We start from the raw sequence: 11,138 nt of genomic DNA, 5'->3' as shown, positions 1-11,138 counted from the left end.
GCGCCTGCGAACGCCGGCCATGCGCTTACTTGGTGAGGATCAGCTTGTCGTTGCGGGTGAGCCGCAAGTGGTATTCGCTGCCCTGGTGCTGGATCACCAGTTCGCGCCCGCCTTCCAGCAGCGACTGGCTGCTGATGCGGCGCACGGCGGCTGTCGTTTCGCCGGCACGGGAACGCAGTGAAAGACGCGGCAGCTTGCGGATGCTGGCAGCCGGCAAACTCAAGGTAGGCAAACTCAAGGTAGTGGCGATCGACATGGATAACTCCGCTGTGAGTTTCAAGCGAAATTGATGATAATGATTCTCATTAACATGTCAATCGCCACGATGGGCAGAGCCGGTCGCCGGCCTTACGCGACAGCCTGCGCCACCCGCTGACGCATCGCCTCGTCCAGCTTCGGCAACACGTCCAGCGCGTCGAGGTTGTGCTGCAGCTGCTCCAGCCGGCTTGCGCCCAGCATCACCGTGGAGACATGCGGATTGGCCACGCACCAGGCGATCGCCAGTTGCGCGGTGCTGCAACCCAGCTCGTCGGCAAGCGGCCGCAACCGCTGCACCTTCGCCACACGCTGGCCATGCTCGCCGAGCACCGTGTCGTGCAGCCATGCATAGTCGGGGTGCGCCAGTCGCGAGTCGGCAGGCACACCGTCGTCGTACTTGCCGCTGAGCAGGCCCGAGGCCAACGGCGACCAGATCGTGGTGCCCATGCCGAAGTCCTGGTACAGCGGTGCGTATTCCACCTCGACCCGCTCACGATGCAGCAGGTTGTACTGGGGCTGCTCCATCGTCGGCGCCGTCAGGTGGTTCTCGCGCGCGATGCGATGCGCCTCGCGGATCGCATCGGCGGGCCACTCGCTGGTGCCCCAATACAGCACCTTGCCCTGGCGTACCAGGAGATCCATCGCCGCCACGGTCTCTTCGATCGGCGTGTCCGGGTCGGGGCGATGGCAGAAGTAGAGATCCAGGTAATCCACGCGCAACCGCTGCAGGGCCTGGTGGCAGGCTTCGACCACGTGCTTGCGCGACAGCCCGCGCTGGGTCGGCTTCGGATGATCGCTGGCACCGAAGAACACCTTGCTGGACACGCACCAGCTGTCGCGCGGGAAGCGCAGGTCTGCCAGCACATCGCCCATCAGCGACTCGGCCACGCCGTTGCCATAGGTCTCGGCGTTGTCGAAGAAATTCACCCCGCGATCCCAGGCCAGCGCCAGCATATCGCGCGCCAGCGAACGCCCCACGCTCTTGCCGAACGTGGCCCAGGTACCGAAGGAGAGGACGGAAAGAGGCAGGCCGGATTGGCCAAGGCGGCGGTATTGCATGGGGGACTCCATCGACAGGCAGGGGCGATCGGTGTGTGCCGATCCTTCCGCATGCTGCGTCGGCGCATCGAACCAATGCAAGTCTTGCGCGTGTGCGCGGCGTGCTTTGCATGAGCGATGAGGCCAGGCACCGGATGCAGTCGCCGGAATGGATCATATTTGAACAATATGGTCATATTTGAATATAGTGGCCTACCGGATGCCATGGCATCGCTCGCGGAGGTTCGCCCATGGATCGTCGCCGTTTCCTGCTCGCCGGCTCGGCCGCCGCTTCGATGGGCGCGCTTGGCCTGACCCGCACCGGTCGCGCCGACGCGACGGCCGCACCCGTCACCGTCGGAATGCGCCCGCGCCCCACGCCGCAGCAGTTGCGCTGGCAGCGCGACGAACTGGCCATGTTCGTGCATCTCACGGTGAACACCTTCACTGGCAAGGAATGGGGTGATGGCGCCGAATCGCCCGGCATCTTCAATCCGCGCAAGCTCGACGCGCGGCAATGGGCGCGCACCGCGAAGCAGGCCGGCTTCCGCAGCATGATCCTCACCGCCAAGCACCACGACGGCTTTTGCCTGTGGCCAACCGCCACCACCCGGCATTCGGTGAAAAGCAGCCCATGGCGGAACGGACAAGGCGACGTGGTGCGCGAGTTCACCGACGCCTGCCGCGCCGAAGGGCTGGGCGCCGGCCTCTATCTGTCGCCGTGGGATCGCAATGCGAAGGTCTACGGCAGCGGCGAGGCCTACAACGACTACTACATCGCGCAACTCACCGAACTGCTCGGCAACTACGGCAAGATCGTGGAGGTATGGTTCGACGGCGCCAACGGCGAGGGCCCGAACGGCCGCAAGCAGGCCTACGACTGGCCGCGTATCCACGCCACCGTACGCAAGCTGCAACCCGACGCGGTGATGTTCTCCGATGCCGGCCCCGACGTACGCTGGATCGGCGACGAGAAAGGCGTAGCCGGCGAAACCTGCTGGTCCAGCATCGCCCCGGCCAGCGTGCCCTATCCCGGCTACGACCGCCCCTGGGTCGGCGACCTGCTGGGGCACGGCGACCCGCACGGCAGCGCGTGGCGCCCGGGCGAATCGGACGTGTCGATCCGGCCCGGTTGGTTCTGGCATCCCGAGGAGGACGACGAGGTGCGCTCGCCCGACGCGCTGATGGAGCTTTACTTCAGCTCGGTGGGCCGCAACAGCAAACTGCTGCTCAACGTGCCGCCGAACCGCGACGGGCTGTTCGAAGATACGGACATCGCGTCGCTGCAAGGCTTCACCGCCAAGCGCACCGCGTTGCTCGCCGCCAATCTGCTGCAAGGCGCCAGCGTGCACGCCAGCAGCAGCGACATCGCGCACCCGGCCTCCAACGTGCTCGACGCCAATCCCGACGCGTACTGGAGCGCCGCGCGCAGCGTGCGCAATGCGTGGCTGGAATTCGAACTGCCGCATGAGGTCGAATTCGATACGCTGGAACTCGGCGAAGCAATCGCGCTGGGCCAGGGCATCGCCAACCATCGCGTGGAAACCTGGAACGACGGCGCGTGGCAACCGCTGGCCTGGGGCACCACCATCGGCCACAAGAAGCTCACGCGCTTCGACCCGGTGCGCACGAGCAGGCTGCGCATGTTGCTGGAATTCGCCTACGACACGCCACGGCTTTCGCGCGTGGCGGTCTACCGTGGTCCGGATCGCCGATACGGGCCGGGACACAACGAGAAGTGACGGCAACCGGTCATGAAGACGGGCGCAGCCAATGATCCAGGAAGGCCAACAGGCGCGTCCGGTACTCCATGCCGCCGTACTTGCAAAGATCGACATGGGCCGCGCCGCGGACTACCCATAATGCCTTGGGTTCTGCCGCTGCCTGGTACATCGCCATCGACTCGGCCAGGCGCGTGTGCTGGTCGGCATCGCCGACGATGAGCAGCTTCGGTACGCGAATCTGACTGATCCGGTCGATCGGTCGCATCTGCTCCATTGTTACGCCAAGACGCGGCTTGACAGTGACAGCCAGCAAAGGTGCAAGCCAACGCCCTACAACACCCGCGTGCAACTCCAACCGATCATCCAGCGCCTGGGACAGCGTGGGATAAACCTGTTCGAGCACTATCGCATTGGCATCCAGCGGCGGGTCGGCCAACAAGATCGCCGCACCACCCATCGACGTGCCCACGATGCCCACGCGCTCGCCCGGAGCCAGTCGCTTCAGTTCGGCCAACGCCGCGGCCGCATCCCGTGACTCCAGATAACCGAAGGTGATCCCGCTGCCACTGCTTTCGCCGGAAGCCTGGAAGTCGACGAGCATCACGGAATAGCCGGCGTCATGCAGGAACCTCGCCCTGTCCAACATGCTCAGCCGATTGGCGCGTACGCCATGGAGCAGCAGCACCGCACCCTTTCCCGATCCCGGCGCGAACCAGCCGTGCAGGAGTGCGCCGGAGGCGCTCTCGATCGACACATCGCGCGCAGGAAAGTCCGCTGGCGGCGCACCGATGACGGCACGCGCCGGATGCGTCAACACGACGCCCGCGATCCAGATGGCCGCCGACAGCGCGAGTACCACGGCACCCACTCCGATCGTGACCGTTTTCAGGGTCCGTCGCTTCGACATGAATGCATCCAGCCAGCCATCAAGCGACACGCGCATTGCACCAACCAATGCGCAAAGTGCAATACAACCGCAATCACGTCACCCCGCCATTACTCCCTTGCAACGACTGCCGCGCGCACGAGTCGACGCTCTGAGCGCACACGGCCCGCATTTTCGATACGGGCCGCAGATGCTCTGACAAAGCGACGAACCTCAGTTGACGGTGAAGTCGGTGACCTTGAAGGTGATGTGCGCCGTGGCGTTCTCGCGATCAAGCAGCATGGCAATGCCGTACTTGTCCAGATAGGCGTAATGCGACCTGCTGGTCGTCACACCATTCCTGTTGATGAAGTCACAGTCGAGACTGCGCGCCGAACCGGCAATCTTCGGGTTCAGATCCGCCGCACTGAATGCGACGCCCATGGTGCACTTGGTCTGGCTGTCGACCGATCCGCGCGGCTGCCCCTCGTAGGTTTCGGTGAACTCATAGTCCAGTTGGTTGCGGCCGCTCGAGACGGCATCGAAATGGGAAATGGCGTTGGTCTCGATGATGAGTGGGGCGTAAGTCTGGTCCAGCCGCACAAGCTGAGAACGCAAATTGAAGATGTTCCGATAATTGAGATTCAGCGCCAAGTTCACGGGAATGCCATTGGCCGACATCGTCACGACGCTGCGCATCATGCCGTTTCCCTGATTTTCAACCACCCAGTGGTAATCGAATTGAGAAACATCGGTGCCGCCGATCTTCTTGTTGATGGTCTGCCCTTCAACAACGATCCGACCGAACCCGGCGGGACTCGCATCCATGTTGACGACATCGTTGCGAACCTCGGCAGACAACTCATACGGCGAGAACTCGCGGCTCACATAGCCATCGGTGTCCTGCATGATCGACTTGACCGTCGTTTGCCCCTGTGTGATTGGCGGCCGCACCGCGGAAGGCGGCACGCAACCCGTCAGCAAGACGGCAGCCGTCGCCGTAAACACGCCACCTACGATCTTCCCTTGACGCATATCGCTCCCCCTGTGAACACGATGCAAGAAAGCTGGTGTGAGCGCATGGCCTCGACCATTCCACACCACCGAAACCAGTTCGCCGATATTACCGATAAACGCCCGTTGCCAGCCAAGCCGACGATCAAAATGCCCGCAAGCCCCGCGACAAAGGTTCTGGCTCAACCGCTGCGAAAAACTGGCAACCATATCGCCCGCCGTCCCGCCCAGGCACAACGGGAAGTGGAGCGGCCTCAGGGGCCCTCGGCCGCGTAGGCCGCCAGTGCCTCGAACAGGTAGTCGTAGACCAGCCGCACGCGACGGTTCGCCCGCTGGTCCTCGTGCATCACCAGCCAGGTGTCCAGGTCCAGTCCGAATGCCTCGGGCAAGACCGGCACCAGTTGGCGTTCGCGGCGGGCAAGCGCGCGCTGGCATGCACCTATGCCGTAGCCGGCGCGCAGTGCCGCCAGTTGCGCCAGCCCGCTGTCGGTACGCAACGCGAAATGCTCGCGCGCAAACACCTCTCCGCCCGGTGCGCGGCCGCGCATCGCGCGCAGGGCCGGCGTCTCGCGATCGAAACCGATCAATGCGTGCCGATGCAGATCGGCCAACGTGTCCGGCGTGCCGCGTTCCTTCAGGTATCGCCGGTGGGCATACAACCCCAAGCCGATGGCACCCACGCGCCGCGCCACCAATGCAGCCTGGCTGGGCCGCAACATGCGCACGGCGATGTCGGCGTCCTTGCGCAGCAGATCCTCGGGCGCGTCCGACAGCGAAAGCTCGATCACGATGCCGGGCTGCTGCCGGCGCAGGCCGGCCAGCATGGCGGGCAGCACCTCGCCGCCGATCACCTCGCTACAGGTGATGCGAACCACACCGCGCACCTCCTGCCGGCTGCCCGAAGCCGCGCGCCGCAGCGCGGATGACGCGGCGGCCATGCCGCGCGCATGTTCCGCCAGTTCGGACCCAACCTCGGTCAGCATCAATCCCTGCGGGGAGCGCGTGAACAGGGCCACGCCCAGCGTTGCTTCCAGTTGCCGTACATGCCGCCCCAGGCTGGGCTGGGTCATGCCCAGCATGCGCGCAGCCGCGGACAGGCTGCCTTCGCTCGCTACCGCGAGAAAGGAACGGTAGAGGTCCCACCCCGGTTCGTTGACATCCATACATTTATTTATAGCAGACGTTCGACATTAGGCAATTTTCAAATATGCAGTCCTGTACCAGGCTGGCTCCACCCATCCAGGAGTACCGCCATGAACACATCGAAGACAGCCCTGATCCTCGGCGCCACCGGCGGCGCTGGCGGCGCGATTGCCGCGGCCCTGCTGCGCCGTGGCTGGACGGTGCGCGCGCTGGTACGCAACGCTGACCGCCCCGGCCTCGATCCACGCATCGAATGGCGCGAAGGCGACGCGATGCACGCCAGCGACGTGGCGCGAGCCGCCGCCGGCGTGGACGTGCTGGTCCACGCGGTGAATCCGCCGGGCTACCGCGACTGGGACAAGCTGGTGCTGCCGATGCTGGACAACAGCCTTGCCGCAGCGCGCGCCAATGCGGCACGCCTGGTGCTGCCGGGCACGGTCTACAACTACGGCCCCGACGCCTTCCCCCTGCTTGCCGAGGACGATCCGCAGCAACCGCTGACCCGCAAGGGCGCCATCCGCGTGGCCATGGAACGGCGGTTGGCCGAGGCCACCGACGTGCGCAGCCTGACCCTGCGCTGTGGCGACTTCTTCGGGCCGCGCGCGGGCAACAACTGGTTCGCGGCGATGATCAAACCGGGGCGCCCCGCACGCAGCCTGCTTTACCCGGGGCGCCACGGCCTGCCGCACGCCTGGGCCTATCTGCCCGACGTGGGCGAAACAGTGGCGCGCCTGCTGGAGCGCGAAGGCGAGCTGGAACGCCATGCCCGCTTCCACTTCGCCGGCCATCACGTGGACGAAGCCGCCCTGCTTGCCGCCGTGCGTCGCACCACCGGCAATGCCGCGCTGCCGCTGCGTGCCTTCCCATGGTGGCTGACATGGCTGGCCGCGCCGTTCGTGGTGATGCTGCGCGAACTGCGCGAGATGCGCTACCTGTGGAGCGAGCCGCTGCAACTGGACAATCGCCGGCTGCTGGCGTGGCTGGGCGAGGAACCGCACACCCCGCTGGATCAGGCCGTCGAAGCCACCTTGCGCAGCTTTGGTTGCCTGAAGTGAAACGCCTCAGTGGAGGAAGTGCAGCACGATCGCCAGCACCACCGCGGCAAACACGCCGGCGATCACATCGTCCACCATCACGCCCATGCCACCCTTGAGGCGTCGGTCGAACACGCGGATCGGCCACGGCTTCCATACGTCGAACAGGCGGAACAGCGCGAAGCCGAGGATCACCGCCCACCAAGGCGCCAGCAGCGCGGGCAGGAGTGCAATCCACTGGCCGACGAACTCGTCCCACACCAGGGCACGATGGTCGTCCACGCCCAGTGCTCGGCCAGCCATCTCGCAAGCCCATACGCCCAACGCGAAACCCAGCACGATCACCAGCAGGTTCAGCGGCAACGACAGCTCGCGCAGCAACAGCCACGGCAGGATCGCCGCCAGCGAGCCGAAGGTGCCCTGCGCCGCCGGCGCGAGGCCGGAGCCGAGGCCGCAAGCGATCCAGCCCGCGGGCGTGGCAAGCAGTGCGCCGCGCTGCGCGGCGGTGAGTGTCTTGCGTTCGACGGGAGTATTCATGCGGCGAAATGATCCCAGCCCGCACGTCCGGGTTCCAGCCAGCGGCCGTCCGCATCACGCACGCGCACGCCCTCGCCCGCCACGATGCGGCCGATGCGCGTGGCGCCGCAGCCCAGCCGCGCCAGGTCGATCTGTACCTCGGCCACGCGCGCGACAGGCACGGTGACGCACAACTCGTAGTCGTCGCCGCCGCCCAACGCGAAATCGCGTGCGGCCACTTCGTCGAACAGACCCAGCAATGCAGGCGAGCGTGGCAGCAGGGCCGCGTCGATCTCCGCGCCCACACCGCCAGCGTCGCAGAGATGACCGAGGTCGGCGAGCAGTCCGTCGGACACGTCAAGGCAGGCACTGGCGCGGCCACGCAGCGCCAATCCCGCCGCCACCCGCGGCATGGGGCGATTCAGGCGATCGATCAGCACATCGCGCATGGATGTCCGCGCGTCCGTCTGCATCGGCCCTTGCAGGCAGCGTAGCCCTGCCGCCGCATCGCCCAGCGTGCCGGTGACCAGCACGGCATCCCCCACGCGCGCGCCGGCACGTGTCAACGCCTGTCCCGGCGGCACGAAGCCGTGCACGGCCACGCTGAGCGTGAGCGGACCGCGCGTGGTATCGCCTCCCACCAGCGCCAGCCGATGTGGCTGTGCCAATTGCGCGAAGCCGTCGGCAAGACTGTCGATGAAGGCCGCATCGGGCTGCGGCAAGGTCAGCGCAAGCAAGGCCCAGGCCGGCACGGCCCCCATCGCGGCGAGATCGGACAGGTTCACCGCCAGCGCCTTCCAGCCGATGTCGGCCGGCGCGGTGCCCAGCGGGAAATGTACGCCCTCGACCAGGGTGTCGATCGCCACCGCCAGTTCCTGCCCCGCAGGTACGGCCAGCAGTGCGGCGTCGTCGCCGATGCCCAGGCGCACGTCCTCGCGCCCCAGCGCCGTGCGCTCGCGGATACGGTCAATCAGGCGGAATTCCATGGCGGATCTGCAGCAGGGATGACCCAAGAGCAGAGCATCCGGGCGCACGCGACGCAAGCCCGTGACCTGCGGCGCATGTGCCGGGGCCGCATGCGTGCAAGGCTGGCTGCACTTCCCCGCCGGAGCTTGCCGCCATGCACTGTGCCCGTTTCCGTCCTGCCGTCCTGCCACTCGCCCTGCTCGCGGCCGCACCGATGCTGGCTGCAGCCTCGCCATCCGCACCCGGCGACGCAGCCGTGCTGGCGCCGGTCCAGGCCTTCTTCGCGGCCATGTCGCGCTACGACCAGGCAGGCATGCGCGCGCAAGTGTTGTCTGCGGGCATGGCTACGCTGATGCGCCACGGCAAACCGGAACAAATCGCGCTGGGCGACTTCGTCGACCATGTGAAACCGGGCAAGGCGAGCATCGAGGAACGCATCCGCGACCCGCAGGTGCGCGTGGACGACAACATCGCCGTGGTATGGGCGCCCTATGTCTTCCTGCTCGACGGCAAGCCGCACCACTGCGGCACCGACGTCCTCAACCTGGCGCAGGTGGACGGGCGCTGGCTGATCACCGGCATCGCCGACAACAGCCGCGATTGCCCGGCGAGGTGAGTCGCCCGCTCAGCGGGCAAACACCAGGGCAGGCTCGCCGTGGTAGGTGGTGCGCTGCCACTCGCGGAAGCCGGCTTTCGCGGCCACGCGGATGGAGGCGGCGTTGCCTTCGTTGATGAGGCACACCGCACGCATATCCGGCAGATGCACATCGGCCCAGGCAGTCGCCGCAGCGATCGCCTCGCTCGCATAGCCATGGCCATGGGCTTGCGGTGACAGCACCCAACCGAATTCCAGCATGCCGACCAGCGAGGGCTCGATCTCGCGGCGGAAGTCGCCGAAGCCGATGTCGCCGACATAACGCCCGCCGGCCTTTTCCTCGACGGCCCAGTAGCCAAACCCGAGCATGCTCCACATGCCACGCGAACCCAGCATGCGGCGCCATGTTTCCTCGGCGGTGAACGGCCGGCCGCCGATGTAGCGCACTACCGCCGGATCGGCCCACATCGCCGTGCAAGCGTCATGGTCGTCGGGACGATGCGCGCGCAGGCGCAGCCGCGCAGTTTCCAGCTCAGGCACGGACGAGACGCCCATGCCGGTCATCAGCCACGCTTCTCGGTGCTGCGCAGTTCGGCAGCCAGCTTGTCCAGCACGCCGTTGACGTAGCTGTGGCCGTGGTCGGCACCGAAGCGCTTGGTGACCTCGATCGCCTCGTTGATGACCACGCGGTACGGAACGTCGGGACGGTGCTTCAGCTCGTAGGCGGCGAGGCGCAACGCGGCGCGCTCGATGGGATCGACCTCGGCCACTTCGCGATCGAGGTAGGGGCGCAGCGAGGCGTCCAGCTCGGCGACGTGCTGCTCCACGCCATGCAGCAGGTCCTCGAAGTAGTCGAGGTCGGCCACTTCCATGTCCTGCTCGTGGCGGAACTGCTCGATCACCGCATTCATGTGGCTGCCGGAAAGCTGCCACGCGTACAGCGCCTGCAGCGCACGGCGGCGGGCGCGCGAGCGCGCGGCGAGGTCGATGCCTTCGGGGCGCGCGTGCATCAAAGCTGGCCGTACAGGTTGACCATCTCCAGCGCGGCCATCGCCGCGTCGGCACCCTTGTTGCCGGCTTTGGTGCCGGAGCGTTCGATGGCCTGCTCGATGGAGTCGGTCGTGAGCACGCCGAACGCCACCGGCACGCCGGAATCGAAGCCCGCCTTGGCCAGCCCCTTGGCGCACTCGCCAGCCACATAGTCGAAATGCGGCGTCGAACCGCGGATCACCGCGCCCAGTGCGATCACCGCGGCGTAACGATTGGCGCTCTCCCGGGAGCCATTGAGCAGCTTGTGCACGGCGGCAGCGATCTCCCACGCGCCAGGCACGCGGATCAGGTCGATGTCCTCGTCTTTCACGCCATGGCGCGCCAGCGCATCACGCGCCCCGGCCACCAGCGGCTCCACCACGAAGCCGTTGAAACGGCCTGCGACGATGGCAAATCGGCCCTTGGGCGTGGCGAAATCGCCTTCGATGGTCTTCATGTCAGCAGCAATCCTTGACGGGCCTGGCGCCCATGCGAAGCAGGCATTTTACAGGCTTGCAGCCACGCCCGCTTGCGCCCTTGCCGGAAACCAACGACAGCGCCACGTCAATAACTGGCTGTCAGGTTGCGCAAGTCGACGAGGCGGAAGAATTTCGAGCCATTACAAGCCATGGGCGGACTGCCAGCTCTTTCCGGCGCTCCTGGCTTGCTGCGCCATGACTACTCATCCAGGCGGGCAGCTGCGGATCGGTCGCGCTAAGCTGTCGAGCGATGCGGCAGCCACACTTGGCCCCACCGTCAAGGTCCAAAACGGGGGCAATCGATGAGACACGTTTGCGTGGGGGGCTTCACCGATTTCACTCTGCGGGTAAGGAGCTGGTCCGAATCAGGACGTCGACAATCCCAACGGCATTGGCGGGATGGAATTGCACCAGTCCCAACGCACACGTCACAGTAGTCAACGCTGGCCGATCTTCAGGATCTGGAACCGGCGTTGG

At 66.2% G+C, this 11,138-nt stretch carries 13 protein-coding genes; 3 read left to right on the top strand and 10 right to left on the bottom strand.

Going from position 1 to position 11,138, the window contains the following annotated elements; all coding sequences use genetic code 11:
• Positions 1-25 precede the first annotated feature (25 nt).
• Together hemP and ISP25_RS18015 are read right to left on the bottom strand one after the other, a co-directional pair.
• The gene (hemP, locus tag ISP25_RS18020; protein ID WP_404615829.1) at positions 26-256 is read right to left on the bottom strand and encodes a hemin uptake protein HemP; all 231 of its coding nucleotides are present in this window, start codon (positions 254-256) and stop codon (positions 26-28) included.
• Between the two features lie 92 nt (positions 257-348).
• A complete protein-coding gene (locus ISP25_RS18015) occupies positions 349-1,317 on the bottom strand; it encodes a potassium channel beta subunit family protein (protein ID WP_404615827.1) in 969 nt (322 codons plus the stop codon).
• A 230-nt stretch (positions 1,318-1,547) separates the two neighbouring features.
• On the opposite strand from ISP25_RS18015, the gene ISP25_RS18010 reads away from it, so the two are divergent.
• Positions 1,548-3,038 (top strand): alpha-L-fucosidase, encoded by a 1,491-nt coding sequence (locus ISP25_RS18010; RefSeq protein ID WP_404615825.1) that lies wholly within the window; start codon positions 1,548-1,550, stop codon positions 3,036-3,038.
• A gap of 10 nt (positions 3,039-3,048) precedes the next feature.
• On the opposite strand, the gene ISP25_RS18005 is transcribed toward ISP25_RS18010, so the two are convergent.
• The 3 genes from ISP25_RS18005 to ISP25_RS17995 all read right to left on the bottom strand — a co-directional run bounded on the left by ISP25_RS18005 (position 3,049) and on the right by ISP25_RS17995 (position 6,062).
• On the bottom strand, positions 3,049-3,963 hold the full coding sequence (locus ISP25_RS18005) for an alpha/beta hydrolase (RefSeq protein ID WP_404615823.1): 915 nt from the start codon (positions 3,961-3,963) through the stop codon (positions 3,049-3,051).
• A 156-nt stretch (positions 3,964-4,119) separates the two neighbouring features.
• The gene (locus tag ISP25_RS18000; RefSeq protein ID WP_404615822.1) at positions 4,120-5,109 is read right to left on the bottom strand and encodes a hypothetical protein; all 990 of its coding nucleotides are present in this window, start codon (positions 5,107-5,109) and stop codon (positions 4,120-4,122) included.
• 44 nt (positions 5,110-5,153) lie between these two features.
• Positions 5,154-6,062, bottom strand: a complete 909-nt coding sequence (locus ISP25_RS17995; protein ID WP_404615820.1) for a LysR family transcriptional regulator — start codon at positions 6,060-6,062, stop codon at positions 5,154-5,156.
• Between the two features lie 90 nt (positions 6,063-6,152).
• Here ISP25_RS17995 and ISP25_RS17990 point away from each other — a divergent pair, with 90 nt between their 5' ends.
• Positions 6,153-7,097, top strand: coding sequence for an NAD(P)H-binding protein (locus ISP25_RS17990; protein WP_404615818.1), 945 nt, complete (start codon positions 6,153-6,155; stop codon positions 7,095-7,097).
• A gap of 6 nt (positions 7,098-7,103) precedes the next feature.
• Here the strand turns inward: ISP25_RS17990 and ISP25_RS17985 are convergent, their stop codons facing one another.
• Both ISP25_RS17985 and thiL read right to left on the bottom strand, forming a co-directional pair.
• Positions 7,104-7,613, bottom strand: coding sequence for a phosphatidylglycerophosphatase A family protein (locus tag ISP25_RS17985; RefSeq protein ID WP_404615816.1), 510 nt, complete (start codon positions 7,611-7,613; stop codon positions 7,104-7,106).
• Entirely contained in the window at positions 7,610-8,578 is a 969-nt protein-coding gene (gene thiL, locus ISP25_RS17980; protein ID WP_404615814.1) for a thiamine-phosphate kinase, read from the bottom strand. Before thiL ends, ISP25_RS17985 begins: the two co-directional genes overlap by 4 nt.
• Before the next feature lie 134 nt (positions 8,579-8,712).
• Here thiL and ISP25_RS17975 point away from each other — a divergent pair, with 134 nt between their 5' ends.
• On the top strand, positions 8,713-9,174 hold the full coding sequence (locus ISP25_RS17975; protein ID WP_404615812.1) for a nuclear transport factor 2 family protein: 462 nt from the start codon (positions 8,713-8,715) through the stop codon (positions 9,172-9,174).
• 9 nt (positions 9,175-9,183) lie between these two features.
• On the opposite strand, the gene ISP25_RS17970 is transcribed toward ISP25_RS17975, so the two are convergent.
• From ISP25_RS17970 to ribH, 3 genes are read right to left on the bottom strand one after another with little or no spacing between them, the layout of a single operon-like run.
• A complete protein-coding gene (locus tag ISP25_RS17970) occupies positions 9,184-9,717 on the bottom strand; it encodes a GNAT family N-acetyltransferase (protein ID WP_404615810.1) in 534 nt (177 codons plus the stop codon).
• A complete protein-coding gene (nusB, locus tag ISP25_RS17965; protein ID WP_192156990.1) occupies positions 9,717-10,163 on the bottom strand; it encodes a transcription antitermination factor NusB in 447 nt (148 codons plus the stop codon). Before nusB ends, ISP25_RS17970 begins: the two co-directional genes overlap by 1 nt.
• Complete coding sequence (gene ribH / locus ISP25_RS17960; protein WP_404615808.1) at positions 10,163-10,639, bottom strand: 6,7-dimethyl-8-ribityllumazine synthase; 477 nt, start codon at positions 10,637-10,639, stop codon at positions 10,163-10,165. The genes nusB and ribH overlap by 1 nt, the downstream gene beginning before the upstream one ends.
• Positions 10,640-11,138 lie beyond the last annotated feature (499 nt).

The sequence above is a fragment of the Rhodanobacter hydrolyticus genome (assembly GCF_044904645.1).
This window is presented reverse-complemented; position numbering and strand designations above follow the sequence as displayed.

Excerpts from the sequence above, each read along its gene's own strand:
- hemP (WP_404615829.1), bottom strand. The coding sequence starts at position 256 with ATGTCGATCGCCACTACCTTGAGTTTGCCTACCTTGAGTTTGCCGGCT.
- ISP25_RS18015 (WP_404615827.1), bottom strand. The coding sequence starts at position 1,317 with ATGCAATACCGCCGCCTTGGCCAATCCGGCCTGCCTCTTTCCGTCCTC.
- ISP25_RS18010 (WP_404615825.1), top strand. The coding sequence starts at position 1,548 with ATGGATCGTCGCCGTTTCCTGCTCGCCGGCTCGGCCGCCGCTTCGATG.
- ISP25_RS18005 (WP_404615823.1), bottom strand. The coding sequence starts at position 3,963 with ATGCGCGTGTCGCTTGATGGCTGGCTGGATGCATTCATGTCGAAGCGA.
- ISP25_RS18000 (WP_404615822.1), bottom strand. The coding sequence starts at position 5,109 with ATGGTTGCCAGTTTTTCGCAGCGGTTGAGCCAGAACCTTTGTCGCGGG.
- ISP25_RS17995 (WP_404615820.1), bottom strand. The coding sequence starts at position 6,062 with ATGGATGTCAACGAACCGGGGTGGGACCTCTACCGTTCCTTTCTCGCG.
- ISP25_RS17990 (WP_404615818.1), top strand. The coding sequence starts at position 6,153 with ATGAACACATCGAAGACAGCCCTGATCCTCGGCGCCACCGGCGGCGCT.
- ISP25_RS17985 (WP_404615816.1), bottom strand. The coding sequence starts at position 7,613 with ATGAATACTCCCGTCGAACGCAAGACACTCACCGCCGCGCAGCGCGGC.
- thiL (WP_404615814.1), bottom strand. The coding sequence starts at position 8,578 with ATGGAATTCCGCCTGATTGACCGTATCCGCGAGCGCACGGCGCTGGGG.
- ISP25_RS17975 (WP_404615812.1), top strand. The coding sequence starts at position 8,713 with ATGCACTGTGCCCGTTTCCGTCCTGCCGTCCTGCCACTCGCCCTGCTC.
- ISP25_RS17970 (WP_404615810.1), bottom strand. The coding sequence starts at position 9,717 with ATGACCGGCATGGGCGTCTCGTCCGTGCCTGAGCTGGAAACTGCGCGG.
- nusB (WP_192156990.1), bottom strand. The coding sequence starts at position 10,163 with ATGCACGCGCGCCCCGAAGGCATCGACCTCGCCGCGCGCTCGCGCGCC.
- ribH (WP_404615808.1), bottom strand. The coding sequence starts at position 10,639 with ATGAAGACCATCGAAGGCGATTTCGCCACGCCCAAGGGCCGATTTGCC.